We start from the raw sequence: 26,386 nt of genomic DNA on the forward strand, positions 1-26,386 counted from the left end.
ACAGGGAAGGGGGAAATAAGCAGGCAGCCAAAGAGTAGTCTAAGCGTTTTCTACGGCCTCATCAGGCATAGTAACATTTAATTCAAGCACTGAATTATCACCCATACGTTCTAAATTCACACTGACCTGATCCCGGTTGATACGAATATATTTGGCAATGACTGCCAGAATTTCTTCCTGCAGTTTGGGCAAATAATCAGGTGTATTACGCTGAGAACGCTCATGCGAAATGATAATTTGCAGACGCTCTTTGGCGACTGAAGCAGTACTGTTACGTTTTCTCAGATAGTTAAATAGGCTCATGCTGGTACGTCCTCCTTGTTTTTACCGAACAAGCGGCGCAATAGGCCTTTCCGCTCATTTTGAACAAAACGCATAGGTCTGGTTTCCCCCAGAAAGCGGGCTATGGCATCCTGGTAGGCAAGACCAGCGTCACTGGCTTCATCAAGAATAACCGGTGTACCCGTATTAGAGGCTTTAAGAACAGCTTTTGATTCAGGAATAACACCAATGAGAGGAATCGCGAGAATCTCTTTAACGTCATCAACAGATAACATATCACCTTTTTCGACACGTTCAGGATCATAACGAGTCAACAACAAATGTTCCTGAATTGGTGTACTATTTTCAACTGCACGTTTGGTTTTACTGGCTAAAATACCCAAAATTCGATCGGAGTCACGTACCGATGATACTTCAGGATTTGTCACAACGATGGCATGATCAGCAAAATACATTGCCATATGAGCGCCTGTTTCGATACCCGCTGGAGAATCACAAATGATATAATCAAATTCTTTGGCCAAATCGTTTAAAACTTTTTCAACACCTTCCAGTGTTAATGCGTCTTTATCGCGAGTTTGTGATGCGGGCAAAATAGATAAATGCGGTAGACGCTTATCTTTTATCAATGCCTGGTTCAGACTTGCTTCACCATTAATAACATTAATAAAATCATAGACAACACGTCGTTCGCAGCCCATGATAATATCAAGATTTCGCAATCCTATATCAAAATCGATAACTACTGTTTTATGGCCTCGCATGGCAAGACCGGAAGACAAAGCTGCGGAAGTAGTCGTTTTACCTACACCACCTTTACCTGATGTGACAACAATAATTTTAGCCAACGCTGAACCCTTCCTGTTAGTCGACCAGTTAAATAATTTAGCCCAGTTTACACGTTATTGATTGTTCAGTTCAAGCTCAATGATGGCTTAGAGAAAATTAATTTATACAAACAGTCAGGACGGGTTTGAAAGTGTCATGTTCGAGATAAGCGAAATTAAACTCTATCCTTGTTTATAAAGGAAATTGAGTTAGGGATAATAGACTTGTACCAATCATGTACAAGCAAGTTGGCTGCTTTTCATTCATGAGACAAGGCAGCCATTCTTAATCTTTTAAGCTGCTAACTAGATACTCTTGAATCAGCTATTAATACCAACCGTTAGAGCCACAACAAGTTGATGTATATTCGCAGGGGCAACTGGTTGTACAGCTGAAAGTACCGCACCCACAGCCAGATAGTAAAACAAATGAGGCGACTACCGCTACTAGGATTAACATTTTTTTCATGATGCGTCCTTGCTAGTTTGGATATAAGTAAGTATAAGCATTGTTTTTATATTTAACAAATTGCTCTTTTTGTTGATATATACCGTGAATTGGCCCATTATTTTATGGGCAGTTATTTATCATTTTCCAGAATGCTTGTATAATGTCCGGTTAATTTAATTGTTGGAGTGTGGTATGTCTCTTTCTATTGCGCAACAAGCACTGACTTTCGATGATGTATTATTGATTCCCGCCCACTCAACAGTTCTGCCAAAAGAGGTTGCTCTCAAAACCTTCCTTACTCGCGAAATTGAATTAAATATCCCTCTAATATCAGCTGCTATGGATACTGTGACGGAAGCCCGATTGGCGATTGCTATCGCCCAGGAAGGGGGGATAGGGATTATTCACAAAAATATGAGTATTGCTGATCAGGCCGAGGAAGTACGCAAAGTAAAGAAATTTGAAAGCGGGATGGTCAAGGATCCCGTCTCCGTCACACCTTCAGTGACGGTTGGTGAGTTGCTAGAGGTAATGACCAAGCATAATTTTTCCGGCGTTCCTGTTGTAGAGGGCGATTTATTGGTGGGCATTGTCACTTCGAGAGATATTCGATTTGAAACTAATTTGGGTTTACCAGTATCGGCCGTCATGACACCACGCGAGCGTCTAGTCACAGTGAAAGAGGGCGCTGGACGTGAGGAAGTACGCACTTTGTTGCACAAACACCGAATTGAGAAACTACTGGTTGTCAATGATGCGTTTAATTTACGTGGCCTGATTACCGTAAAAGATATTCAAAAGGCAAAAGAGAATCCTTTTGCTTGCAAAGATAGTTCCGAACAATTGCGGGTAGGGGCTGCAGTGGGTGTGGGTGAAGGGACGGATGATCGGGTGGCTGCCCTGGTTGACGCAGGGGTTGATGTTCTTATTGTTGATACAGCCCATGGGCATTCCCAAGGTGTTTTAAATCGTGTGAAATGGATAAAGAAGCACTTTCCCCAAGTTCAGGTTATTGGTGGAAATATAGCTACTGCCTCTGCTGCTCTTGATCTGGTCGCTGCTGGTGTGGATGCGGTTAAAGTGGGCATTGGTCCTGGGTCTATATGCACTACCCGGATTGTTACAGGAGTTGGTGTGCCACAAATTACTGCTATAGCGAATGTTGCAGCAGGACTTAAAGGAAAAGTGCCGCTTATAGCAGACGGTGGTATCCGCTTTTCCGGTGATATCTGTAAAGCCTTGGCAGCCGGTGCTTACACTGTAATGTTGGGAGGAATGTTTGCTGGTACAGAAGAATCTCCTGGTGAGATTGAGCTTTATCAAGGCCGTACTTATAAAAATTATCGTGGTATGGGATCTATCGGGGCTATGGCTCAGGCACAGGGATCAAGTGATCGCTATTTCCAGGATATTAGCCAAGGGGCTGAAAAATTGGTACCTGAAGGTATTGAAGGACGCGTTGCTTATAAAGGTCCTGTACAAACCATTATTCATCAAATGATCGGTGGGTTACGTTCATGCATGGGGTATACAGGTTGCAACACAATTGCTGAGTTGCATGAAAAAGCTGAATTTGTTCAAGTGACTAATGCGGGTATGCGTGAGTCACATGTACATGATGTAAGCATTACTAAACAGGCACCTAATTATCAGGTTGATAATTGATTATGATGAAAAATATAAAAAAGCGTCCGCTGGTTATTCTTGATTTTGGTTCTCAGTATACGCAGTTGATAGCACGACGTGTGCGTGAAATAGGTGTGTATTGTGAAATTCATCCTTTCGATGTTGAAAAGAGTACACTGCAGGCTTTGGAGCCTTGCGGTATTATTCTTTCTGGCGGTCCTTCTACAGTGACTCTTCATACGAACCCGAGAGCCCCTGACTGGTTATTTACGTCCGGGTTACCCTTGTTGGGTATTTGTTACGGCATGCAAACAATGGCAGTGCAACTAGGTGGCGAAGTGCAATCTTCGACTATTCGTGAGTTTGGTTACGCTGAATTGCGCCTGCATGGACATAGCCAATTACTGGATAATATTGAAGATCGAGCGACCTCAGAAGGTGATGCTTTGTTGGATGTTTGGATGAGTCATGGGGACAAGGTGACTGTTATTCCTCCGGGTTTTAAAGTTATTTGTGAAACACGGAATGCACCAATTGCTGGTATGGCGAATGAAGAAAAGCATTGGTATGGTTTGCAATTTCATCCTGAAGTGACACACACTTTACAAGGCTTGCGTATTTTGCAGCGTTTTGTAGTCGATATTTGTAAGGCTGAAACCAATTGGACCGCTGATAATATTATTGAGCAAGCCATAACGACTGTGCGGCAACAAGTTGGTGATCAGCACGTTTTATTAGGGCTTTCCGGCGGTGTGGATTCATCGGTAGTTGCTGCTTTATTGCATCGAGCTATCGGCAAGCAATTAGTCTGTGTTTTTGTTGATACTGGCTTGCTACGATTAAATGAAGCTGAGCAAGTTATGGCTATGTTTGGCCAACATATGGGAATACGGGTTATTGCCGTCAATGCAGAAAAAAGATTTTTAAAAGCCCTAGAGGGAGTTGATTGTCCTGAGAAAAAACGAAAAATTATTGGACATACTTTTATTGAAGTTTTTGATGAAGAGGCACAACGTATACCTGAAGTGAAGTGGTTAGCTCAAGGCACTATTTATCCTGATGTTATTGAATCAGCTGCCACGAAAACGAATGGTGCAGCGGTCGTGATTAAGTCTCATCATAATGTGGGTGGGTTACCAGAAACGTTAAATTTACAGTTATTGGAACCGATCCGCGAATTGTTTAAAGATGAAGTGCGCAAAATTGGGTTGGAATTAGGGTTACCCTACGAAATGGTTTACCGACATCCATTTCCTGGACCTGGACTTGGCGTTCGAATTTTAGGTCAAGTTAAAAAAGAGTATGCGGATATTTTACGCCAGGCGGATGCCATATACCTTGAAGAGTTACATGCTGCTGATTTATACCACAAAGTCAGTCAAGCTTTCGCTGTCTTTTTACCAGTGAAAAGCGTTGGTGTGATGGGGGATGGTCGTCGCTATGATTATGTGATTTGTTTGCGCGCTGTTGAAACCATTGATTTCATGACTGCGCACTGGGCTCAATTACCTTGGGATTTTTTAGCGCAGGTATCCAACCGTATTATCAATGAAGTTGTTGGTGTGTCACGTGTAACTTATGATATTTCTGGTAAACCACCCGCGACGATTGAATGGGAATAAATGATGCCTTTTGGATGGCGCAGGCCTATGAGTTTGCGCTTAAAGCCAAAGAGCAGGGTGAGGTCCCTGTCGGAGCAGTTTTAGTGGCTGACGATAATGTTACTTTGTTAGGACAAGGATGGAATCAGGTCATTCAAACGAATGATCCTTGCGCTCACGCCGAGTTAATGGCTATTCGGGCCGCAGCAACTCGTCTTCATAACTACCGACTCTTAAACACGACGCTCTATGTTACCCTGGAACCTTGTTCTATGTGTGCTGGTGCTTTGATTCATGCCCGTATTGCGCGTCTGGTCTTTGCCACGCGTGATTTTAAGGCCGGTGCAGCAGGTTCCGTTTATAATTTATTACAAGGGTACCCACTGAATCATCAGGTTCAAATTGATGAAGGGATTATGCAACAACCTTGTGCCACGCTATTGGCTGATTTTTTCAAAAACCGTCGTTAGTTAGAGCTGCCATCAGTATTTGTTTAAGTAAGTCTTTTTCTTCTTTATTCAAGGGATGGCCTGCCTCACTGGATATAAAGAACATATCTTCTGCTCGTTCACCCGCAGTAGCAATTTTTGCATTGTGCAAATAGATACGTAGTTTTAGGAATACGCGACTGATATTGGCTAATAGACCAGGCCGATCAGCGGTGACTAAAAATAAACGTGTTTGTTGATGTTGATTATCGTCACTAAAGGTAATTTGTGGTTTTAGATTAAAGTGGGCTTGTGTGCGCGAAATCCTGCGGTGAGAGATAGTAGGGAGTTGGGTTTTATCAGCTAATTGACGCATTAATGCTTGTTGAATATCGGCAGTTCTACGTTCATCGAAAAAAGCTTGATGATGTTCATCAAGAATAATGTAAGTATCGAGATCGTAATTATTTTCGCAAGTTAAAATAGCCGCTTCCTGAATCGTTGCATAATGATTACTTAGTACGGTTGTCGTGATAGTAAAGCGGTCATCGCGATGTGGCATATAGATGAATACTTCCGTTCCCCCTTCGCTATGATGCGGCATAATAAGTACAAGAGGAAATTGCTGGCAGTTAAGAATAGCGACAGAGTGTCTGGCGATAACCTCGGGTGGCTCATGGAGAAAATACCTGCCTTTAAAATGGGACCATAATTCTTCAATCGCTGCCGGTGAGACAGCTTCGCTTACCAAAATAGCAAGGGCTTCTTGCTTGCGTTGGTTGATAAGAACCGTTTCATCCAGCAGGGCTTGCTCTTGTTGCATGGCTTGATGGGCTGCCCAGTATAATTCTCGCAATAAAGAATCTTTCCAGGCATTCCACAGTTTTTGGTTAGTGGCGCAGATATCGGCTACAGTGAGGAGATAAAGGTATTCAAGATAATCTGCTTTGGGGAGGCAACTACAAAACTGGCGAATGGTTTTCGGATCATAAATATCCTGTCGTTGTGCTGTTTGTGACATTAATAAATGATTGCGTACTAACCAAACGAGTAAGTCTTTATCTTCCTCACTTAATTTATGGCGTAGAGCAAATTGCTGCGCTTCTTCGGCTCCTAATTCGGAGTGATCACCGCCACGTCCTTTGGCAATATCATGAAAGAGGGCAGATAAATATAAAATACCACGTTTTTTAATCGTAGCCATTAATTGTGCGGCTAGAGGAAATTGTTTGTTATAGTCGATTTTCAGAAAACGCGCTAAATTTCGAATGACGAAAAGCGTATGTTGATCAACAGTATAGATGTGAAATAAATCATATTGCATCTGTCCCGTTACTGCAGCAAAACAATCCAGATAATGCCCCAGGATCCCATATCGATTCATGTGATGTAACGCTTCATAAGGATTTTGTGCCGTATTGAAAATGGCAATAAAACATTGCGTCGCTGCTTTGGAAGCGCGAAATTGTTTATTCATTAAATAAAGATGTTGGCGAATTAGCCGAATAGTGCTTGCTCGAACACCCTCAATGTCAGGGCGTTTGGCCATCCATAAGAATAATTCAAGTAAGGCTTGGGGTTTTTGGGCAAAGACTTTAGGGTGTCTTACTTCAATATGGTTGTTTGAGAGTTGAAAAGCGCTGTCTAAACGAGTAATTAGTTGTTTTTGATGATGGACAATTGCTTCAGAAAACCATTGTACCAACATTTCATTAAGCTCACGGTTACGCTTTATAATTTTGAAATAGGCTTTCATAAATTGTTCAATGGCTAGTGAGCTTGTATTGTCCTTGAAGCCAAAAACTGTTGCTAATTTAACTTGATAATCAAATAGTAAGCGCTCTTCACGTTTTTCAGCCATCATATGCAAAGCGAAACGGACCCGCCATAAAAAATGTTGGCAGTAGATTAGTTCTTCGTATTCTTTATCGGTAATAAAACCACTATTAATCCCATCTGCCAATTTCTTGATGCCAAAATGGCGTTTGCCAATACTTAATAAAGTATGTAAATCACGTAAGCCACCCGAACCATATTTGACATTGGGCTCCAGGTTATAGGCAGTTTCACCGTATTTCGCATAACGCTGTTGCTGCTCTTGTTGTTTGGCAAAAAAATAGTCGTGGCTTGACCACATATGTAGAGGATGGGTTTGATAGAGTAATTCTTCCATTAATGCACCACGGCCGCAAATTAAGTACATATCAAGAATACTGGATATCACACTTAAATCTTTACTGGCTAGTTCAGCACAAGCTGCGACAGTAGTTATCTGATGGCTAATATCCAAACCAACATCCCAGCAATCCTGAATGAACGCCTGGGCACGTTGTGAATGGGTTTTGGTAATTTTTTCCGTATGAAGTAACAGGAAATCAACATCAGAATAAAGTTGTAACTCACGACGTCCATAACTGCCTAAAGCCAAAAGACAAAATTTATTACCAAGGTGCAAGCGATTTTTTTGGAAAAGAGTAAAAAGAACTTTATCAATAAAGGTGACTAATTTGCGTGTGATGGTACTAATACTTCCTTTTTGGCAAAATTCCTCACACAGTTCATCCTTGAGCTGTTTGATGGATTGTTTTAAAACGCGATTATCTTTCTTCATTACGTAAAGTGAGAATTTCAACCCCGTCGTCAGTAACTAGCAAGGTATGCTCCCATTGGGCAGATAAGCTGTGATCTTTGGTAACCACAGTCCAGTTATCAGGTAGCAATCGAGTATGATGTTTCCCAATATTCACCATCGGCTCAATAGTAAATGTCATTCCTGGGCGTAAAATTTCACCAGTTCCTGGTGTACCATAGTGGAGAACCTGTGGGTCTTCATGAAAAATGCGCCCAATACCATGCCCGCAGTATTCTCGAACGACTGAGCATCGATTTTTTTCAGCGTGTTGTTGAATCGCATGGCCAATATCACCCAGACGGGCGCCGGGTTTTACCATGTTAATACCAATAAACAGGCACTCATGAGCAACAGCAACGACATGCTTGGCTTTGACGGAAGGATTACCAATAAAAAACATTTTACTGGTGTCACCGTGATAACCATCTTTAATAACAGTAATATCGATATTGATAATATCACCGTCTTTTAGCGCCTTTTTGCCAGGGATGCCATGACAGACTACATGGTTAATTGAAGTACAAATTGATTTTGGAAATCCATTATAATTCAATGGTGCAGGAATGGCTCTCTGCTCATTGACAATATAATCATGACAGATTGAGTTGAGTTCATCAGTAGTAATTCCTTCCTGCACGTGCGGCCCTATCATTTCCAATACTTCACCGGCGAGTTTGCCAGCCACGCGCATTTTTTCAATTTCCTCAGGAGTCTTAATTGTTACTGCCATTGTTTAATCCGCAAAAAATTTAATAGTAGCATAAGCTTATCTTTATCAACACTCACCACAGCGAATTTCGAAAGAGGCCTATCTAATTATAAAGGGAAAATTAAGATTGGCGATCCATTTTTCTGGGGATGAATGGATTAACCATTTTGAACAGAAACGGATTCACTACAATAGAAATAAAGGCACCGACAAGGATCAGGTCTTTGGCCTGCTGTGAAAGGATCCCCAGTTTGTAACCCAATTCAGCAAGAATAAATGAAAATTCACCAATTTGGGCGAGGCTTACTGAAATGGTAAGGGCCGTATAAAAAGGATAACGAAACAAAATAACAATGACAAAGGCGGCAATCGATTTCCCTAAAATAATTATCAAGGCAGTTATAAGCACCAGAAAGGGGTGTTCAACTAAAATGTCAGGGCGTAATAACATGCCTACCGACACAAAAAACAAGACAGCAAAGGCATCGCGTAAAGGGAGTGTTTCCTGTGCGGCGCGATGGCTTAAGGTGGATTCACCAAGAAACATACCGGCAAAAAAAGCACCTAAGGCAAAAGAAACGCCGAATAATTTAGCTGCCGCAAAGGCAACAACCAAGGCTACAGAAAGCACAGCCAAGCGAAATAGTTCGTTTGACCCTTTTCGGGCAACCCCGTGTAACAAACGAGGGATATAGCGCTGACCAAAAATTAACATAAGCACAATAAAGCTGGCTGCTTTAAGTAAAGTTATTAAGAAGGCCATTGCTATTTCATGGTTAAAGTAAGATGACGGGCTAGCGCCTGTCTCATAACTGGATAGCGCAGCCATCGGCGGGATAAACACAAGGATAATTACAACGGCCAGGTCTTCAACAATTAACCAACCGACGGCTATGCGTCCATAAATTGTTTTCAGCAAATTCCATTCTTCTAAAGCTCGCAATAACACCACAGTACTTGCAACGGATAAGGCTAGACCAAACACGAATCCTGCTACGAGCGGCCATCCCAGGAGGCAAGAAAATGCAGTTCCTAATAACGTTGCAATGACCATTTGTACAATGGCGCCAGGAATAGCTATTTTTTTGACGGATTGGAGATCTTTGACAGAAAAATGAAGTCCAACTCCAAACATCAGGAGAATAACGCCAATTTCAGCGAGCTCTGAAGCAAGCGCATAATTTGCAGTATAGCCAGGCGTTGATGGACCAATAGCAACACCAGCTAGAAGATAACCAACAATAGGAGAGATACGTAAACGATAAGCCACATAACCAAATAAAAAAGCTAAACCAAAACCAGAGACTAAAATAGTAATGAGAGGGATATGAGAGTCAAGCATAGTTTTTCCACCACACACTGTAATAAGCAGTATAAAACACCCCCGCGAGGCGGGGGTATATCAACTTAGTGACAATTTTTAAAAAGTTGTTTGCGTTTTTCCATTTGTTGTTTCAATAACGATTGAAATTGGGTTTTTTGCTCCACACTAAGGACATTGTACATTTGGTTTCTAGCTTTAATTTTAGCTTTTATTCCCTTACCGAGAAGTTCTATTTTTTTATCAACCAAACTATCCAGTTGGGCTTCATCGACCTTGTCAGACTGCATGAGGGCATGGATTTGTCCACGAATATCGTCGAGCTGAGCCCAGGTATCTTTTGTGTCTGATTTGAGTTGATCTTTGATTGCTTTTATTTTCGCTTGTTGCTCCGCATTAAGATTCAAAGCCTTAAGAATTTTCCCCATGCCGCCAACACAGCAATTACAGCCTTGCGTTATTTGTGTTGAGGTAGAAGCCACTAAGGTTTGAGCCGCAAATAATGAAAAGGCCAGCGTTACTGCAGTTAATATTCTTCTAGTCATGATACTATCCTTAGCTAATTTTTATGAGTTACAGCAAGCAGTATAGACGTAGCCGATTATTTTTGCGTGTTTCTCGCTAAAATTAATTATTAAATAAAGTCAATTACATTTGCTGATAACCCCAGCTTGTGGTATAAATATCGCGCTTTTAACGACACACACGTTTCGTCACATACGGTTGGGTCCCAATGCAAGGGTACCGTATGGGGGGCGTGGAGGCCTAACCCTGGAGATTTATTAATGAATGTTAGTATGCGTGAATTACTCGAAGCGGGCGCTCACTTTGGGCATAGAACCCGTTTTTGGAACCCTAAAATGGCGGAATTCATTTTTGGTTCGCGAAACAAGATCCATATCATCAACCTGGAAAAAACGCTGCCAATGCTAAATGATGTTACCAACTATGTTGGTCGTTTAGCTTCGAATAAAGCCAAAATTCTGTTTGTGGGCACTAAAAGAGCGGCTCAAGACAGTATTCGTGAGCATGCAAAGCGTTGTGGGATGCCTTATGTTGATCACCGTTGGTTGGGTGGTATGTTGACTAACTACAAAACAGTTCGTCAATCTATTTTCCGCTTGAAAGAGTTGAAAGAAATGCGTGATAAGGGCATCTTTGAATCAATGATCAAGAAAGAAGCCTTGATGCTAACCAGAGAGCTTGAAAAATTAGAGCGAGGCTTAGGCGGTATCGAAGATATGGGTGGATTGCCTGACGCGTTGTTTGTTGTTGACGTTGGTTTTGAGCACATTGCTGTTGAAGAAGCTCGACGTTTAAAAATTCCTGTTATCGGTATTGTTGATACTAATAACTCCCCTGATAACATCGATTACGTTATTCCCGGTAATGATGATTCTATGCGAGCAGTTGATATCTATGTTCGTTGTATTGCAGATGCCATCCTCGATGCTAAGCGTGGTAACACAGTTGGTGGTGTACCCTCCGATGCTGAGTTTGTGGAGATTGCTGTTGCTGATAAAGAATCAGACAAAGCGGATGAGTAATTAATTTTGAATATAAAGGGGGGGCGTTGCGTCGTTAACGTGCCCCCTTTTTGCTATGTGGAGGATTGAAATATGTCGATTAGTGCTGCATTAGTCATGCAATTACGTGAGCGTACTGGCGCTGGAATGATGGAATGCAAGAAATTCTTGATTGCTACTAACGGTGATATTGAACTGGCAATTTCTGAAATGCGTAAAGCTGGACAGGCTAAAGCGGATAAGAAAGCAGATAGGGTTGCCGCAGAAGGGGTTATCGTTGTTGCTCGAGCAGCTGATGGCCGCTCTGCTGTTATGTTAGAAATTAATAGTGAAACTGACTTTGTAGCTCGTGATGAGAATTTCACTGGGTTTGCTGGTAAAGTTGCGGAAACAGCATTAAGAAGCGCAGCCAACGACGTGACTGCTTTAGCAAATGAAACTTTAATCAGTGCTAATAATACGATTGAACAAGCACGACAAGAACTCGTTGCTAAAATCGGTGAGAATATTAAGTTGCGTCGCATGGAGAGAATGCAGTGTGATGGCGTTATTGGTTTCTACCTCCATGGTACTCGCATTGGTGTTATGGTTGCTCTTAAGAATGGTGATGAAGCGCTTGCAAAAGATATTGCTATGCATATTGCTGCTAGCCGTCCGCTGGTAGTTAATCGTGATCAGGTTCCTGCAGAAGCGATCGAAAACGAGCGTGATATTTTCACAGCACAAGCACGCGAGAGTGGTAAGCCACAAGACATCATTGACAAAATGATTGAAGGGCGTATCAACAAGTTTATTGATGAAGTCAGTCTCTTAGGTCAGCCTTTTGTGAAGGATCCCAACAAGAAAGTGGGGCAATTACTAAAAGAAAAAAATGCTGAAGTAATCTCTTTCATTCGCTTCGAAGTAGGTGAAGGTATCGAGAAGAAAGAAGATAATTTCGTAGAAGAAGTAATGGCTCAGGTTCGTGATTAATTATGAATGGTAATCAGCATCCGCAATTAAAATATAAACGCATTTTACTTAAGTACAGTGGTGAAGCGTTAATGGGACAAGCCCAATTTGGTATTGACCCGTCTGTTCTTGACCGTATTGCCAATGAAGTGGCTGAGCTTATTCACATGGGGGTTGAAGTCGGCTTGGTGATTGGCGGTGGCAATTTATTTCGTGGTAAAGCCTTGTCTGAGGCTGGCTTAGGCCGAGTTACCGGCGATCATATGGGTATGCTTGCAACTGTCATGAACGCCTTGGCCTTGAGAGATGCGTTGGAGCGTATTGATTTACCAGCGCGGATAATGTCGGCCATTCCTATGATGGGAATGGTTGACCCTTACCACCGCCGTAAAGCTATTACCCATTTACGCAATGGGCATGTCGTTATTTTTGCTGCGGGTACTGGAAATCCGTTTTTTACGACAGATTCTGCTGCCTGTTTACGTGCCATTGAAGTTGGAGCGGATGTCGTTTTAAAAGCGACAAAGGTAGATGGTATTTATTCGGATGATCCGATTAAAAATCCTCAGGCGACCCGTTATGATTACTTAACCTACAAAAAAGTATTGAGTGACGGATTGCAGGTAATGGATTCTACTGCCATTTGCTTATGCCAGGATCACGGTATGCCTTTACAAGTATTTAAGCTGACGGCTCCAAATGCGCTAAAGAAAATTGTCCTTGGTGAACGTGTTGGTACCATAGTAGGAGCAAACCATGATCAATGATATTAAACAAGACGCTGAAAAGCGGATGAAAAAAACCGTTGAGACTTTGCAACATGATTTGACTAAGATTCGAACTGGTCGTGCTAACGCCGGTTTATTGGATCATGTGCAGGTTGATTACTACGGTACACTAACTCCTTTAAATCAAGTAGCCAATATTACGAGTAGTGATTCCCGGACTTTATTGGTAACACCCTGGGAAAAAGCGATGGTCGCAGCTATTGAGAAAGCGATTTTGACCTCTGATTTAGGCTTAAACCCAGCAACAGCAGGTAGTGCGATCCGCGTACCGATGCCTCCTTTGACTGAGGAGCGTCGTAAAGAATTGATTCGTGTTGTCAGAGCTGAGGGTGAGCAAGGTCGGGTAGCGATTCGAAATATACGCCGTGATGCAAATACCCACCTTAAAGAGCTTGTCAAAGAGAAAGAAATTTCTGAAGATGATGAGCGTCGAGCTGGAGAAGTTATTCAGAAGCTTACTGATAAATACATCGCTGATGTTGATGCAACGCTTGTTGAAAAAGAAAAAGATTTAATGGAAATTTAATGACATTTCAACTATCTTGACGATTGTGCCTTGATTTTCTGTGCTCCGCTGCGATGCTCGATAATCAAGGCACAATCACTCAAGCTAGTGAAATGTCAATTGCACCTAGTTTTTTATCTCCGCTACACAACCCCATTTACTATCCCAAGTCAAATGTTTAATTTTTTTACTTTGCTTAAGAAGATCCAGTAAAGAAGCTACAGTCTCGCTTTTGCAGGCTAGTATGATCATGTTGGGACAATTTTTAACGGGTAAAGCAACTGTAGCAGATAAAAACTGTTGTCGGATAAGTTGAAAAATTGGCCATTGTTCATGTCTGTTGGCTAAATTTACCGCGAGAATACCGCCAGGTAACAGTGAATGCTTACAATTAACAAAAAATTGTTCCGTATTACATTGGGGTGGGAAGGCTTCAGCACTGAATAAGTCAACAAGTAGATGTTGAAATTGCAGGGTAGTTTGTTGCAAAAATAGACTGGCATCCTGATGTACAATATGTACGTTTTTAAGATTATTAATCATAAAAAATCGTTTCGCAATATCAATCACCTCACTATTGTTTTCTACCACTGTCAGTTGGGAGTCTACCAATAGGGAAGATAACGCATGAGCCGCTCCGCCGCCTCCAAGACCTAGCATACAGCAATTAGCTGGTTGTAATTGCACCGTCAAAATAAGCGATTTGATATACCGTAATGCTGGTCGGTGGGGAAAATATCTGTTTAAAACAGTTTGTAATGCAGTACCATCAAACTTTAACCAGCGAAAGAAAAAATTTTGAAAAACTCTGACTCTTGTTGATGAGCGATAAATACATCGTCCTGCGAAAGTTTTCCACATACCCTTACCCAGTTTTTTCGCGTTGAAAAGGATAAAGTGCCCCCAGGTTTAAGAGACTGCTTAACTCATCTAAGGCTGATAAACACTCATCAATAAGTAAGGGATCACGCAAGTCGTTCGCTTGTAATTGAGTACGGTAATGGCGTTTAACCCAAACCTCAAGACGGTCTAATAGCGTATCATTGACTAAAACACCCTGGTGCATTGCTTGTAGCTCTAATTCGGTTAAAGGAACACGTAATCGCAGGCAAGCGGGACCCCCTCCATTACGCATACTTTGCCTAAGATCAAGATAGTGCACAGCAGCGATAGGATTTGTATTATCAGCTAGTAACTCATCAATCAGTGCCTTAACCACAGTATTTTCCTGGCATTCACCAGGAGCAATCAAAATCATCCTGCTATTTTCTGCAGCATTAGGCAGGGTAATCAGTTGTGAGTTAAAGAGATAAGAGCCCACTGCTTCGGCGACACTGAGGCGATTACGGTTAACTTTCAGGATCTGAATTTGAAAGTTAGCTTTAGTTTGCAACTCATTCAGAAGCTCCGTTTGACACCAAAAAGCATCCTCATGAATGAATAGCACCGATTCATTGGCGACAGCGATGACGTCATTATGAAAAACACCCTGATCAATTGCCAGTGGATTTTGGCAGGCAAAAATAACTTGATTGGGATTTAACAAATGCGATCGGGCAATTGCCTGGGAGGCTTCAAGTGTTTGCCGTGCGGGGTATTTTAAGGGACTGTTCGGTGAGCCAGAATTTTTTGCTAACGCCTGTTTACCGTAAACAAATAAATTTATAGCGGCTGCATTATGCTTAGTGCATAGACGATTATGATTGGCTGCACCTTCATCGCCTGTAATGGCACTTCTCGGTAGTACAGGGTGATGATTAAAGTAAGTTTTATCGTGAAAAAGCGTTTGCAACAAATAACTCGAAAAATCGGCTTCCTGATAACGATGTAAATTACTAATTAAATTGGCTGCTGTAAAATGAACTCGCTTATCAGCGGTATCAACGCTTGCTGAGACAGTTGCGGCGTTAGCAGTCCACATGCTGGAAGCAGAATAGCAGGCATTCAACAACTCAGGAGCGCCGCGATAGGCTTTTTCAATCTGTTGTGCAGCTGTACCACTAAACCCCAATTGATACAATAAATGTAGATTAGGACGTTGGTGCGGTGGCAACAAAGCCTGCTTGATGCCAGATTGATGCAATAAGCGCATTTTAGCAAGCCCCTGAAGCGCAGCTGCCTGAGGATTGGAGACACTCAACGCATTTGATGCCGAAGCAAGGTTACCCGCAGCAAGGCCTGCATAATTGTGTGTTGGACCAACCAGACCATCCAGATTTAATTCATAGGTTTGCATAAACTTAGCTCAAGTCGATGCCGGGCAATAGTTGCGCTGGCGTGGTTAAATGAGGTTGCTCCATACTGGCAATAGGATAAGCGCAATAATCTGTAGCAAAATAAGCGCTGGGACGATGGTTACCACTACGACCTATACCACCAAATGGAAGGCTGCTTGCAGCACCAGTGGTTGGCCTATTCCAATTGATTAGACCTGCACGTACCGTATGGTAGAATCGCTGATAGTGTTCAGGATTGTCGCTTAACAAGCCTGCTACCAAGCCATAACGTGTTTGATTGGCAAGTGCCAAAGCGTCTTCAAAATTCTGATAACGATAAACCTGAACCAAGGGAGCAAAAATTTCTTCATCAACAATTGTATGAGCTTTGGTCATCTCAATGATGCCGGGGGAAAGCAAGCCTGTATTCTCGGTAAGTAAAGACATGGTTAACAAGGCAACACCGCCATTTTGAAGCAGTTTTTTCTGTGCCTGTAGATGCTGTAGGGCATGCTCGTGACTAATAACGGGTCCTAGGAAAGGCTCTGGCTTCTCGGTAAATGCGCCAATACGCATTTTTTCACAAGCGTTTATAAAACGTGCAAGGATTTGATCACCCAATTGGTTATCTGCAATAAATAGTCGTCTCGCACAACTACACCGTTGGCCGGCAGTGATCATTGTGGAAACCAGCGTATGATAAATAGCAGCATTCACATCACTAACCTCATCAATGATGAGTGGATTATTGCCTCCCATCTCCAGTGCCAAGATAACCTCTGGTTTGTCACTAAAATGTTGGTGAATCTGCTGGCCTGTACGATAGCTGCCTGTAAAGTAAACGCCCTGGATGTCGGCTGCGAGGAGCTCTTTGCCGCAATCAGCATTACCTTGCACACAATTAATAACACCTTGCGGCAAACCGCTTTCGTGCCAGCAGTGAACAATGAATTGTGCAACTGCTGGAGTCAGCTCACTTGGTTTATAGATAACCGTATTTCCTGCTAATAGGGCGGGTACAATATGGCCATTACTTAAATGGGCAGGAAAATTAAAGGCACCCAGAACAGCAACAACGCCATGTGGCTTATAACGCAGGCAGGCGTTTCCATCCGGCAGTGTGGTTTGTTTTTCGGCATTACGCTCTTGATAGGCTTGAATCGATAAATTAATTTTAGCGATAACCGCATTAACTTCGGTTAATGATTCCCATAAAGGTTTTCCTGTTTCCAAGGAAATTAGGTAGGTAAGCTCATTACGTTTTGTTTCCACTTCCTTGGCAAAAAGCTGCAAATAGTTGGCTCTCGTAGCAACATCCAGGGAAGACCAATAAGGCAAAGCAAGATGGGCTGCCTCACAGGCTTTTGCTATTTCTGCAGGCGTTGCGCTAGTACCTTGCCAAATTACTGAATTATCTGCGGGATTCCTGGAGACAAACAGTTTTCCTTCTCCTTGTACCCAATGGCCTCCAAAATAATGATTTGCTGCGCTGTTATTTTGTTGGCCTAAATTCATTTTTTCTGCTCACTATAAATAGTTGGTTCTTCAATCTGTAAAGGGGCGATCCGTATACAATCACCCCGTTTGACTTCCAAGAGTCGAGCGGTTTCCTTGCTAATAATACAAGAGGCCTGCTGAGTATTAAAAATAGCTTGACTAACAGTGGCGCGAAAATCAAGTTTCGTATTTGCAAGTAAAAAACGTTTGCTACCAACCTCATCACTAATACTTTTAATAGTCATAATGCGACTGGCTGCAAGCGTGCGTATCTGGTTCCGTGGAGCCTCAATTGTGGGGCCTGCATCGAAAATATCGACATAACAGTGGTAGCGAAAGCCTTCATGTAACAAGATATTCATTGCTGGGACAGTGGATTGATGTGGTTTGCCAATCACTGCTTGTGCTTCTGGTGCAAGTAATTTGACATATAGCGGGTTTCTTGGCATTAAATCCGCAATAAATTGCTTGTTCGTCGAGATTGTTAAGCGATCAGCATCAGCAAAAGGCATATGAAAAAAATGCCTTCCTACATTATCCCAGAAAGGGGAGTGCCCCCATTCGTCGGAGATACCGCGCATTTCGGCAATGATGGTAGAGGCAAAGCGATTGGGATAGTGGGCAATAAAGAGAAAACGGGCTCGTGAAAGAAGCAAACCATTACTACTCTGTCTGTAAGCAGGCTCTAGAAACAAAGTACATATTTCACTGCGTCCTTGATTGTCATTAACCAGGCTTAGTACTTCATAATCACTGCGAATATTAAGAGAATGGCAGATTCGGGTGCGCTTAGATAACTTGTAGGAGTAGAAAGGGAGTTCATGTCCAGTCGCTGCTTCAATCGCCGAAGTTCCAATAACTTGCCCTTTTTCTGGTTCTTCCAATACAAATAAATAGTACTCACTTCTTGGCTTGTGAACCGTTTTTTCAAAGGAAGCACAAGACCAGGCAAGGCGCTTGTGGAGAAGTTCTTTATCTTTTGGCAGTGTGGTCATGCCAATACCGCAATGTTCAGCAAGATGAAAAATAGCATCCAGATCAGTTTCTCGCGCACGGCGAAATAGCATCATCTTATTAATTCCTCAAGCCCACCATTTGCCAAATCAAGAAGTAACAGGGTGCTAAGTGAAGCACGTTCAACAAGACTATCCAGTAACACAAATTCATTGGGACTATGAATATTGCCTCCACGAACACCTAAGGTATCAATAACCGCTAAACCATGCTGCGCAAGATTGTTGCCATCACAACAGCCGCCACTATCTTGCCAGTCTATCGATAAACCGAGTGCTCGTCCAACCTGTTTGATGCGGTTAAATAGCCGTTCAGTCCCCTCGCTAATTCGTTTAACTGGCCGGCCGAAGTCGCCATGAAGTGTTAATGAATAATCGTCACGTTTCATTTTATTAATAAGCGTAGTGAGTTGCTGTCGTACCCATACTTCGTCGTCTGGCTGATTGATACGAACATCCAATTTGGTAACTGCTTTATCAGGCACAACATTCAATGCTTCGCCACCAGCAATTTTACCCACATTAATAGTAACACCATCCCGTTGTCCATTTAGGGCATGGATAGCGGTAATTGCTTCAGCAAGATAGCAAATAGCGTTGCGCCCCTCAAAAAAAGCACGACCAACATGTGCTGATCGACCGGTAGCAACGAGGGTCAATTTGCCACTGCCGCGACGATTTTTAGCCAATGTACCCTTGGTATTCATGGCCGGTTCGTAAATCAAGGCAGCCTGATAGTTAGCAGCAATTTCTGCCAGAAAAGGGCTTGAAGTAGGGGAGCCAATTTCTTCATCGGCATTAATCATTACATCCCAACCGAGCCCGGAAGCTGTAGAACTTTCTTCAAAAGCAGCCAAGGCATGTAACATGACGATAATGCCCCCTTTCATATCGGCAACGCCAGGGCCGTTTATTTCATTATCATTCAAGTAGGTTAGGTTTTGAAAAGGGTGATTTGCTGCATAGACTGTATCCATATGCCCACACAGTAGAACACGACGTTTTAATTCAGGTCGTTTACGAATGAAAAGGATATCTCCGCAATGCTGGACTATCGTGTCGCCCGTCATGTTGATGGTGGTTGTAACAGGTGGTTTAGGCGTTTGTATTTTATCCGCGATAGGCATGAATGCATTGCTTAACAACTGATGCATCTGTGCCAAGCCTTGTAAATTTTCTGTACCGGAGTTGATGGTGCAGAATTGATGTAATTGCTCTATCATGGCCTGCTTACGGCCACTCAAAGCGTGAACCAATTCCTTTGTTGCTCGATCCATTACATTCACTCATACACAAAGCTTATGACATTAGCGGAAATTCTCATGCTCCGCAATATAGCCGGTCACTTCATGGGGGAGTATTACAGCAGATGAATAGTTACTTCCTAACCTAAGTGGAAGAAGAATGCGCTAAGAATAGGAAGAGGGGATTGAACTTTGTATAATGCTGATTTTGTTGGAGAAATCGTGTACTGTTTATTGGAAAAAGTGCATCCGCAATGGCACAAGATAGTGGCTCAGGCCCTGGAACAGGTTGATAAAGAGTATCTTTTACAATTACAAAATAGTAGCCATTGGTTGCCGGGCATCAATGCTTTGTTTGCTGCTTTTAGCCTCCCTCTCTGTGATACGAAGTATATTTTATTGGGTGAATCACCTTATCCTCGTCCCGAATCAGCGAATGGTTATGCTTTTTGGGATAATTCGGTTCATAATTTGTGGAGCCAAACAGGACTTAGCAAAGAAGTGAATCGTGCAACTTCTCTGCGTAACTGGATAAAAATGTTATTGGTTGCCAGGGGTGATTTGCAACAGGATCGCTCACAGGCAGCAATTGCGACGCTTGATAAATCGCATTATTGGCAAACGGCAGAACAATTTTTTAGATCTCTGATTAATAAGGGTTTTTTACTTTTAAATGCGTCTTTGGTGTATAGTGAAGATAAGGTAAGGTTTCATGCAAAGCACTGGCGTCCTTTCATGCACAGTTTGCTAACGCAACTGGCTCAATACAATCAAACGTTGCAGTTAATTTTATTCGGTCGTATTGCTGAAGAAATACCAGAGGCCAGTTTTTTTTCTTGCTTAATCGCAGAGCATCCTTACAATTTGAGTTTCATTTCCAATCCGATGGTATTGGAGTTTTTTAAACCTTTGGACTTACTGAGTTGCCATGAATAGTAAATCGACGATAGATTCGCAAGAAATTGCCAAATTTGCTCAGCATGCTGCACGCTGGTGGGATAAAAATGGGCCGCTAAAAACGTTACATGATATAAATCCTGCACGCCTTGAGTTCATAAATGACTATTGTGAGCTCAACCAAAGTACAATTCTCGATGTTGGTTGCGGTGGCGGTATTTTATGTGAAGGAATGGCTGTACAGGGTGCTAATGTAACAGGTCTGGATGTTGAAACAGAGGCAATTGAAGCTGCTAAAGCGCATGCCAAAGAAAGCAACTTGGTCATTGATTATAGTTGTTGTCCTATCGAAGACTATGAGAGCCCACTGTTTGATGTAGTGACCTGCATGGAAATGCTGGAGCATGTACAAGAGCCACAGTTAGTGATAGAGCATTGTGCTCGTTTGCTAAAGCCGGGAGGCTATCTTTTTTTATCTACTATCAATAGAACATTTAAAGCGTATACCACAGTGATTTTGGCAGCAGAATATCTATTAGGGTTATTGCCTAAACAAACACATGATTTTGATAAATTTATTAAACCTAGCGAAATGGTGGCCATGTTAAGAACAGCGGGTCTTGAATTTATTGGTATGAGTGGCTTGTCGTATAATCCATTAAGCCGCATAGCAGGATTAAAAGAGGCCGTTGATGTTAACTATTTAGTGTCTTGCTTCAAGCCTTGAGCTTTTTTATCCCCGTAACGCTGTTGGTAACGTTGATGGGCATATTTAGCCTGCTCCTCTGTAACAATATCCACCTCATTACCAAATAAGTCGACACGGGCTGTGTTGGCTTTTTGGCAGTTTAAGTAAGCAGGGGATGAACTGTAATAGCTAAGGGCTTCGCGTAAGGCTTTCTTACTAAAAGTGGGTGTATCCAAACGTTCGTAAAAATCGATAATGTCGTCGAAGATACCAATTTGCAGTGGTTTGACCTGATTTCCCTTTTTAAAAAAGGCATTGGGGAAATGTTCTATTAACCAATCAATGATTTGCAATTTATCTTTTTTAACGCTTTCGTTTTGCCTATTCATACTCACACACTCTGAAGCAATTAAATCCCGATTAAACTACCATAAATAGTAGCTTTAGCAAGGCGCTTTCGCGATTTAATCAGTAAAAAGTCAGTTTTTTGCTACTAAGGAGTAAACTAATTAGGCAGAAATAGGAGTCAATTTGAGGTACTATCAGTTATCTTTTATCACTAGTTTGTCTTGCATTGCTCCAAGACATTTCTCAATCTATAGTAAGAAAACGGTGCTTAATCAAATGAAATTACTCTTCATTTAAATGTAACTTTATGAATAGTAACTATTTAATTTTATTTAGGAAAGAAAATGCTTCATTTGAATGATAATTGGTTGTCTTGCACAACAGAAAGCTAATTGCTAAATTTTAAGCATGACTTCAACGGATTTGGGGTCGTCCAAAAGGAATTGTAATCATAAGGAAATGATGATCAGGGATGATTTTTTTCAGGATAGGATGTCCTGAAAGGATGATTGCAAAAAGCCAGGGCCTAAAACCCTGGCTTTGTTATTTATACTGATGCGTAACCTGAATGAGAGAGATAGTAGCTATCAGGATAGTAAGCAAACACCACTGAACCCCCTTTAATTGTGTTAATTACTGGTTTCGCCAGGGTTTTAGCAATAGAAGGGCATCCCCAGCTTCGTCCTGCTCGTCCAGCCTTCTTAATGAAATCCGGTTCTACATACCATGCGCCATGGATTACCACTCGTCTGTTAAAAGCATTGTCATTAAAACCTCTTTCTAGACCCTGGAGGTTCAAAGAATAACCCTTGGAGCCCATGTAAGTATTACGAGTAACATAGGTACCTAGGCTGGTTTCTTTACTGGAAACTTTGTTAGAAAAATGATGTGGAGTATCCATTCCCGAATTCTTACCATGTGCTACGTAAGTATTGTATAAAAGTCGTTCTTTGCTGAGATCAAAAATCCACATCCGTTGTTTGTTAGATGGTAAGGAATAATCAATAACAGTTAAAACTGGTTTTTTAACTGCGCCTTTGTCGGCGGCTTTTTTATAAGCAGTCAGAGCAAGCTTAAGAACTCTTCTGTTAAGTTTAGGGGCTTTTTGACTTAGATGTTGAACATGTTTGTTGACATCAAAGCCAGTTTTTATTCCATGGGGTGTAGTCCCCGTAGTAGCGGTAGTGGAAAAGAAAGCCGCAGAAAGTATGCTTAATATAGTACTCATATTACTCCTTTTTTCTTGTTAACTCGCCTTGAAACAAGGTCTACAGAAAGGTGGTGATTATATTTACAACTAATACAAATGTAAAATCACAAGGGGTATCCTTGCGCATTAGGGATAAATATTAATCAATTCAGAGGGTTAACAAATGATTAGACTAAATTAATTGGCTAATAGTACATTAAATAGTTCAAAATGTAAACTAAGTATGCGAATTTTCGCCCGCCTTGCGGTTCTAAATTAGGTCAATTAGTGCGTAATTAGATCTGTTTTTGCTTGTTGAGCAAGCCATTTTTGCCCCATTTGGGCTGCGATTTAGTCTGTTTTATTGTTGTGATTGCAACAGATGGATTTCAATTAGAAATATTCTGCATTATTATCGCTTGATATTTTTTGACCCGTTGGATTGGAGGCAATATGCTTGAACGCTACTCAGCACAATTTCCGCAAGGTACACGTGCGCAGATTAACAAAGCGTATCGGATTGACGAATTAACATTAATGACCGAGCTTATCGAGAAAGCAGCATTAAGTAGTGAGCAAGTTGTTGCTATTCGCAATACGGCAACCCATTTAGTTGAACAGGTTCGTTCGGAGCGTAAGAAAAGTACAGGGATTGATTCCTTTTTGACACAGTATTCTCTTAGCAGCGATGAAGGGATTGCACTGATGTGTTTGGCGGAAGCGTTATTACGTGTGCCCGACAATGCCACTATCGACAGTTTAATAAAAGACAAGCTCACAACAGCTGACTGGAAGGCACACCGAGGCCAAAGTGATTCCTTTTTTGTTAATGCAACAACCTGGGCTTTGATGCTAACTGGGAAGGTTTTAACCCCGGAGCGCGCTGACTCCGTGTTAAGTAAGGCTGTATTCAAATTAATTAACCGCAGCGGTGAAGGGGTTGTGCGTAAGGCTGTTGATAAAGCAATGCGTATTATGAGTAAACAATTTGTAACCGGTCGAACGATCAAGGAAGCATTGTCTCGAGCAAAGAAAAAAGAAGCGATAGGGTACCGCTATTCCTATGATATGTTAGGCGAAGCAGCACTCACTGCTGTCGATGCGGATCGCTATTTCACTGCTTATAAAGAAGCTATTGAAGCAATAGGGAATAGCGTGGATGAGCGTACGAATGTTTATCAGCGCGCAGGCATTTCAATAAAACTTTCTGCGTTACATCCGCGTTATCAAGAAGCAAAGCGTGCGCGAGTTATGGATGAGTTATCTCCGAAGCTCTTGGCGCTTGCTCAATTGGCCAAACAATATGATATTGCGCTAACGATTGATGCTGAAGAGTCAGAGCGACTTGATTTATCCCTTGATGTTATTGAACGTGTTTTTAGTGATGATAGCTTGTATGGCTGGCATGGGTTTGGAATGGCGGTGCAATCCTATCAGAAACGAGCCTTTTATTTGTTGGATTGGGTGGCTGCTCTGGCAAGAAGCAATCAGCGACGAATGATGGTTCGTTTGATTAAGGGGGCTTATTGGGACAGTGAGATTAAGAAAACACAAATGCAAGGCTTTTCCGAATATCCCGTATTTACCCGCAAAGTATTTACCGATGTGTCGTTTCAAGCCTGTGCTAAAAAATTATTGACAATGACAGATGCTATTTATCCGCAATTTGCTACCCATAACGCCTATTCTGTTGCCATGATTTTAAATCTGGTGGGTGATTACCGTGATTTTGAATTTCAATGCCTGCACGGTATGGGTAACGAACTTTATGAGCAGGTTGTTCCAGCAAATCGTCTTGGTATACCATGCCGAATCTATGCGCCAGTTGGGAGTCACGAAGATTTATTACCCTATCTGGTTCGTCGTTTACTGGAAAATGGAGCAAATTCTTCTTTTGTAAATCGTATTGTTGATGAAAAAGCGCCAATCAGTACTTTGGTTGAAGATCCGGTAAGTAAGGCTAATCACTTACTGAGTAAGATAAACCAAAATATTCCTTTACCAGCGTCCATTTTCTTACCGGAAAGAAAAAATTCCGCCGGTTTTGATTTTTCTGATCGGGAATCAGTAGCCGCCTTACAACAGCTCTATATGAATATGGATCTGGCCCATTGGCAGGCCAACCCTATTATAGCAGGTAGGCAGGGTGGTGAAGTTGATAGAAGTGTAACGTCACCACAAAACCCAGGACAATTGATTGGTAGGGTAAGTGATGCTACGTTACAGGATATCGATTGGGCTTTATCCCAGGGAGAACGGGCTTTCCCGGCGTGGAGTAATAGACCGGTTAGTGAACGAGCCGCTTGTCTTGAGCGCTTTGCCAATCTTTTAGAAGAAAATATGCCAGAATTGCTTGCTATGGCTTGTTTAGAGGCAGGTAAGACCTGGAGTGATGGTGTAGCGGAAGTGCGTGAGGCAGTAGATTTTTGTCGTTACTATGCCATGATGGCTGAAAAACTAATGGCTAAACCTGTACGCCTTCATGGCTATACAGGAGAATTAAACGAGCTCAGCCTACATGGTCGAGGTGTTGTTTTATGCATTAGTCCATGGAATTTTCCTTTAGCTATCTTTACCGGCCAAGTTGTTGCCGCCTTGGTAACCGGGAATTGTGTGATTGCCAAACCAGCTGAGCAAACATCCTTAATTGCTGCTTTCGCAGTGAAACTGATGCACCAAGCCGGTATTCCAGTTGATGTTGTACAATTATTACCAGGTAATGGTGAAGCAGTGGGAGCTCCCCTGGTGGCGGATCGCCGTATAAAAGGGGTAATTTTTACTGGCTCAACACAAACAGCAGAAAGTATTAATAAAATTTTAGCGGTTCGTGGTGGAGAAATTATTCCTTTGATTGCTGAGACAGGTGGTCAAAATGCTATGATTGTTGATTCGTCTGCTTTGTTAGAACAAGTGGTTGTTGACACAATTGCGTCAGCTTTTGGTAGTGCGGGACAGCGTTGTTCGGCTTTACGGGTTTTATATGTGCAAGAAGAAGTCTATCCACGTATACTCGAACTGCTCAAAGGGGCGATGGCTGAACTGCAAGTTGGTGATCCACGTTGGCTTGCTACGGATGTAGGACCTGTAATTGATAGTGAAGCTTTGGCTGGATTAAAAGCCCATGTGGTCGCTATGCAACAAAATTATGAGATTATTTATCAATGCAAGCTGCCGGAAGAATGCGAAACAGGTTATTTCATGCCGCCTACGGCGATTGCTATTGATAATATAGCTGCTCTTAAAAAGGAAGTTTTTGGACCAGTGCTCCATGTCATTAGTTATAAGCGTAAAGCGTTAGACAATGTTATCGAACAGATTAATAGTACTGGCTATGGTTTAACTTTGGGAATACATAGCAGAATCAGTCAAACGGTTGAATATATCCGACAACGAGTGCAAGTTGGGAACTGTTATGTTAACCGTAATATGATCGGTGCTGTGGTTGGTTTGCAACCTTTTGGTGGTGAAGGCCTTTCCGGTACGGGACCTAAGGCAGGGGGGCCACATTATTTATTGCGTTTATGTCATGAGCGAACTTACACAGTAGATACCACTGCAGCAGGAGGTAACGCCAGTTTGATGTCGATTCCTGAAGGGATTTAGCTTTTTATACTCATAAAAATAATGTCATTCCCGCATAGGCGGGA

At 42.1% G+C, this 26,386-nt stretch carries 23 protein-coding genes; 10 read left to right on the top strand and 13 right to left on the bottom strand.

The window, feature by feature from the left end; translation table 11 throughout:
* Window positions 1-39: 39 nt before the first annotated feature.
* Window positions 40-303: a cell division topological specificity factor MinE gene (minE, locus tag DYC89_RS06720; RefSeq protein ID WP_115221086.1), complete on the bottom strand. Its 264-nt coding sequence runs from the start codon at window positions 301-303 to the stop codon at window positions 40-42.
* Window positions 300-1,130: a septum site-determining protein MinD gene (gene minD, locus DYC89_RS06725; RefSeq protein ID WP_115221087.1), complete on the bottom strand. Its 831-nt coding sequence runs from the start codon at window positions 1,128-1,130 to the stop codon at window positions 300-302. The genes minE and minD overlap by 4 nt, the downstream gene beginning before the upstream one ends.
* Before the next feature lie 622 nt (window positions 1,131-1,752).
* Between minD and guaB the strand changes: the two genes are divergently transcribed.
* From guaB to tadA, 3 genes are read left to right on the top strand one after another with little or no spacing between them, the layout of a single operon-like run.
* Complete coding sequence (guaB, locus tag DYC89_RS06730) at window positions 1,753-3,225, top strand: IMP dehydrogenase (RefSeq protein ID WP_115221088.1); 1,473 nt, start codon at window positions 1,753-1,755, stop codon at window positions 3,223-3,225.
* Window positions 3,226-3,230: 5 nt separating this feature from the next.
* A complete protein-coding gene (gene guaA, locus DYC89_RS06735) occupies window positions 3,231-4,808 on the top strand; it encodes a glutamine-hydrolyzing GMP synthase (protein ID WP_115222677.1) in 1,578 nt (525 codons plus the stop codon).
* Window positions 4,799-5,257 (top strand): tRNA adenosine(34) deaminase TadA, encoded by a 459-nt coding sequence (gene tadA / locus DYC89_RS06740; protein WP_245953960.1) that lies wholly within the window; start codon window positions 4,799-4,801, stop codon window positions 5,255-5,257. Before guaA ends, tadA begins: the two co-directional genes overlap by 10 nt.
* Here the strand turns inward: tadA and glnD are convergent.
* The 4 genes from glnD to DYC89_RS06760 form a co-directional block, all read right to left on the bottom strand.
* Complete coding sequence (gene glnD / locus DYC89_RS06745; RefSeq protein ID WP_115221089.1) at window positions 5,241-7,826, bottom strand: [protein-PII] uridylyltransferase; 2,586 nt, start codon at window positions 7,824-7,826, stop codon at window positions 5,241-5,243. The two genes, tadA and glnD, sit on opposite strands and share 17 nt — an antisense overlap.
* Window positions 7,813-8,577, bottom strand: a complete 765-nt coding sequence (gene map / locus DYC89_RS06750; protein WP_115221090.1) for a type I methionyl aminopeptidase — start codon at window positions 8,575-8,577, stop codon at window positions 7,813-7,815. Before map ends, glnD begins: the two co-directional genes overlap by 14 nt.
* Window positions 8,578-8,677: 100 nt before the next feature.
* On the bottom strand, window positions 8,678-9,898 hold the full coding sequence (locus DYC89_RS06755; RefSeq protein ID WP_115221091.1) for a cation:proton antiporter: 1,221 nt from the start codon (window positions 9,896-9,898) through the stop codon (window positions 8,678-8,680).
* Window positions 9,899-9,963: 65 nt separating this feature from the next.
* Window positions 9,964-10,422 carry a Spy/CpxP family protein refolding chaperone gene (locus DYC89_RS06760; RefSeq protein WP_115221092.1) on the bottom strand — a complete coding sequence of 153 codons (459 nt, stop codon included), beginning with the start codon at window positions 10,420-10,422 and terminating at the stop codon, window positions 9,964-9,966.
* A gap of 240 nt (window positions 10,423-10,662) precedes the next feature.
* Between DYC89_RS06760 and rpsB the strand changes: the two genes are divergently transcribed.
* The 4 genes from rpsB to frr all read left to right on the top strand — a co-directional run bounded on the left by rpsB (window position 10,663) and on the right by frr (window position 13,668).
* The gene (gene rpsB / locus DYC89_RS06765; protein ID WP_058444430.1) at window positions 10,663-11,424 is read left to right on the top strand and encodes a 30S ribosomal protein S2; all 762 of its coding nucleotides are present in this window, start codon (window positions 10,663-10,665) and stop codon (window positions 11,422-11,424) included.
* 72 nt (window positions 11,425-11,496) lie between these two features.
* Window positions 11,497-12,375 (top strand): translation elongation factor Ts, encoded by an 879-nt coding sequence (tsf, locus tag DYC89_RS06770; protein WP_115221093.1) that lies wholly within the window; start codon window positions 11,497-11,499, stop codon window positions 12,373-12,375.
* A gap of 2 nt (window positions 12,376-12,377) precedes the next feature.
* Window positions 12,378-13,121 (top strand): UMP kinase, encoded by a 744-nt coding sequence (pyrH, locus tag DYC89_RS06775; RefSeq protein WP_255673196.1) that lies wholly within the window; start codon window positions 12,378-12,380, stop codon window positions 13,119-13,121.
* Window positions 13,111-13,668: a ribosome recycling factor gene (gene frr / locus DYC89_RS06780; RefSeq protein WP_115221095.1), complete on the top strand. Its 558-nt coding sequence runs from the start codon at window positions 13,111-13,113 to the stop codon at window positions 13,666-13,668. Before pyrH ends, frr begins: the two co-directional genes overlap by 11 nt.
* A gap of 105 nt (window positions 13,669-13,773) precedes the next feature.
* Here the strand turns inward: frr and DYC89_RS06785 are convergent, their stop codons facing one another.
* Genes DYC89_RS06785 through DYC89_RS06805 form a run of 5 tightly spaced genes read right to left on the bottom strand, consistent with a single transcriptional unit; the run spans window position 13,774 to window position 19,650 of the window.
* Complete coding sequence (locus DYC89_RS06785; RefSeq protein ID WP_115221096.1) at window positions 13,774-14,508, bottom strand: spermidine synthase; 735 nt, start codon at window positions 14,506-14,508, stop codon at window positions 13,774-13,776.
* Between the two features lie 4 nt (window positions 14,509-14,512).
* The gene (gene astB / locus DYC89_RS06790; RefSeq protein ID WP_115221097.1) at window positions 14,513-15,883 is read right to left on the bottom strand and encodes an N-succinylarginine dihydrolase; all 1,371 of its coding nucleotides are present in this window, start codon (window positions 15,881-15,883) and stop codon (window positions 14,513-14,515) included.
* 4 nt (window positions 15,884-15,887) lie between these two features.
* Window positions 15,888-17,378: a succinylglutamate-semialdehyde dehydrogenase gene (astD, locus tag DYC89_RS06795; RefSeq protein ID WP_115221098.1), complete on the bottom strand. Its 1,491-nt coding sequence runs from the start codon at window positions 17,376-17,378 to the stop codon at window positions 15,888-15,890.
* Complete coding sequence (locus DYC89_RS06800; protein WP_115221099.1) at window positions 17,375-18,430, bottom strand: arginine N-succinyltransferase; 1,056 nt, start codon at window positions 18,428-18,430, stop codon at window positions 17,375-17,377. Before DYC89_RS06800 ends, astD begins: the two co-directional genes overlap by 4 nt.
* Window positions 18,427-19,650 (bottom strand): hydrolase, encoded by a 1,224-nt coding sequence (locus tag DYC89_RS06805; RefSeq protein ID WP_115221100.1) that lies wholly within the window; start codon window positions 19,648-19,650, stop codon window positions 18,427-18,429. The genes DYC89_RS06800 and DYC89_RS06805 overlap by 4 nt, the downstream gene beginning before the upstream one ends.
* Window positions 19,651-19,809: 159 nt before the next feature.
* Between DYC89_RS06805 and DYC89_RS06810 the strand changes: the two genes are divergently transcribed.
* A complete protein-coding gene (locus DYC89_RS06810; protein ID WP_425451547.1) occupies window positions 19,810-20,553 on the top strand; it encodes a uracil-DNA glycosylase in 744 nt (247 codons plus the stop codon).
* On the top strand, window positions 20,546-21,241 hold the full coding sequence (gene ubiG / locus DYC89_RS06815) for a bifunctional 2-polyprenyl-6-hydroxyphenol methylase/3-demethylubiquinol 3-O-methyltransferase UbiG (protein ID WP_115221101.1): 696 nt from the start codon (window positions 20,546-20,548) through the stop codon (window positions 21,239-21,241). Before DYC89_RS06810 ends, ubiG begins: the two co-directional genes overlap by 8 nt.
* Here ubiG and DYC89_RS06820 read toward each other — a convergent pair.
* Window positions 21,214-21,591 carry a ProQ/FINO family protein gene (locus DYC89_RS06820; protein ID WP_181879339.1) on the bottom strand — a complete coding sequence of 126 codons (378 nt, stop codon included), beginning with the start codon at window positions 21,589-21,591 and terminating at the stop codon, window positions 21,214-21,216. The two genes, ubiG and DYC89_RS06820, sit on opposite strands and share 28 nt — an antisense overlap.
* Window positions 21,592-22,097: 506 nt before the next feature.
* Complete coding sequence (locus DYC89_RS06825; RefSeq protein ID WP_115221103.1) at window positions 22,098-22,778, bottom strand: murein L,D-transpeptidase catalytic domain family protein; 681 nt, start codon at window positions 22,776-22,778, stop codon at window positions 22,098-22,100.
* 414 nt (window positions 22,779-23,192) lie between these two features.
* On the opposite strand from DYC89_RS06825, the gene putA reads away from it, so the two are divergent.
* Complete coding sequence (gene putA, locus DYC89_RS06830; protein WP_181879340.1) at window positions 23,193-26,342, top strand: bifunctional proline dehydrogenase/L-glutamate gamma-semialdehyde dehydrogenase PutA; 3,150 nt, start codon at window positions 23,193-23,195, stop codon at window positions 26,340-26,342.
* Window positions 26,343-26,386 lie beyond the last annotated feature (44 nt).

Source organism: Legionella donaldsonii, from assembly GCF_900452385.1.
GTDB classification, from domain to species: Bacteria; Pseudomonadota; Gammaproteobacteria; order Legionellales; family Legionellaceae; genus Tatlockia; species Tatlockia donaldsonii.

Excerpts from the sequence above, each read along its gene's own strand:
- minE (WP_115221086.1), bottom strand. The coding sequence starts at position 303 with ATGAGCCTATTTAACTATCTGAGAAAACGTAACAGTACTGCTTCAGTC.
- guaB (WP_115221088.1), top strand. The coding sequence starts at position 1,753 with ATGTCTCTTTCTATTGCGCAACAAGCACTGACTTTCGATGATGTATTA.
- guaA (WP_115222677.1), top strand. The coding sequence starts at position 3,231 with ATGAAAAATATAAAAAAGCGTCCGCTGGTTATTCTTGATTTTGGTTCT.
- tadA (WP_245953960.1), top strand. The coding sequence starts at position 4,799 with ATGGGAATAAATGATGCCTTTTGGATGGCGCAGGCCTATGAGTTTGCG.
- glnD (WP_115221089.1), bottom strand. The coding sequence starts at position 7,826 with ATGAAGAAAGATAATCGCGTTTTAAAACAATCCATCAAACAGCTCAAG.
- map (WP_115221090.1), bottom strand. The coding sequence starts at position 8,577 with ATGGCAGTAACAATTAAGACTCCTGAGGAAATTGAAAAAATGCGCGTG.
- DYC89_RS06755 (WP_115221091.1), bottom strand. The coding sequence starts at position 9,898 with ATGCTTGACTCTCATATCCCTCTCATTACTATTTTAGTCTCTGGTTTT.
- DYC89_RS06760 (WP_115221092.1), bottom strand. The coding sequence starts at position 10,422 with ATGACTAGAAGAATATTAACTGCAGTAACGCTGGCCTTTTCATTATTT.
- rpsB (WP_058444430.1), top strand. The coding sequence starts at position 10,663 with ATGAATGTTAGTATGCGTGAATTACTCGAAGCGGGCGCTCACTTTGGG.
- tsf (WP_115221093.1), top strand. The coding sequence starts at position 11,497 with ATGTCGATTAGTGCTGCATTAGTCATGCAATTACGTGAGCGTACTGGC.
- pyrH (WP_255673196.1), top strand. The coding sequence starts at position 12,378 with ATGAATGGTAATCAGCATCCGCAATTAAAATATAAACGCATTTTACTT.
- frr (WP_115221095.1), top strand. The coding sequence starts at position 13,111 with ATGATCAATGATATTAAACAAGACGCTGAAAAGCGGATGAAAAAAACC.
- DYC89_RS06785 (WP_115221096.1), bottom strand. The coding sequence starts at position 14,508 with ATGTGGAAAACTTTCGCAGGACGATGTATTTATCGCTCATCAACAAGA.
- astB (WP_115221097.1), bottom strand. The coding sequence starts at position 15,883 with ATGCAAACCTATGAATTAAATCTGGATGGTCTGGTTGGTCCAACACAC.
- astD (WP_115221098.1), bottom strand. The coding sequence starts at position 17,378 with ATGAATTTAGGCCAACAAAATAACAGCGCAGCAAATCATTATTTTGGA.
- DYC89_RS06800 (WP_115221099.1), bottom strand. The coding sequence starts at position 18,430 with ATGATGCTATTTCGCCGTGCGCGAGAAACTGATCTGGATGCTATTTTT.
- DYC89_RS06805 (WP_115221100.1), bottom strand. The coding sequence starts at position 19,650 with ATGGATCGAGCAACAAAGGAATTGGTTCACGCTTTGAGTGGCCGTAAG.
- ubiG (WP_115221101.1), top strand. The coding sequence starts at position 20,546 with ATGAATAGTAAATCGACGATAGATTCGCAAGAAATTGCCAAATTTGCT.
- DYC89_RS06820 (WP_181879339.1), bottom strand. The coding sequence starts at position 21,591 with ATGAATAGGCAAAACGAAAGCGTTAAAAAAGATAAATTGCAAATCATT.
- DYC89_RS06825 (WP_115221103.1), bottom strand. The coding sequence starts at position 22,778 with ATGAGTACTATATTAAGCATACTTTCTGCGGCTTTCTTTTCCACTACC.
- putA (WP_181879340.1), top strand. The coding sequence starts at position 23,193 with ATGCTTGAACGCTACTCAGCACAATTTCCGCAAGGTACACGTGCGCAG.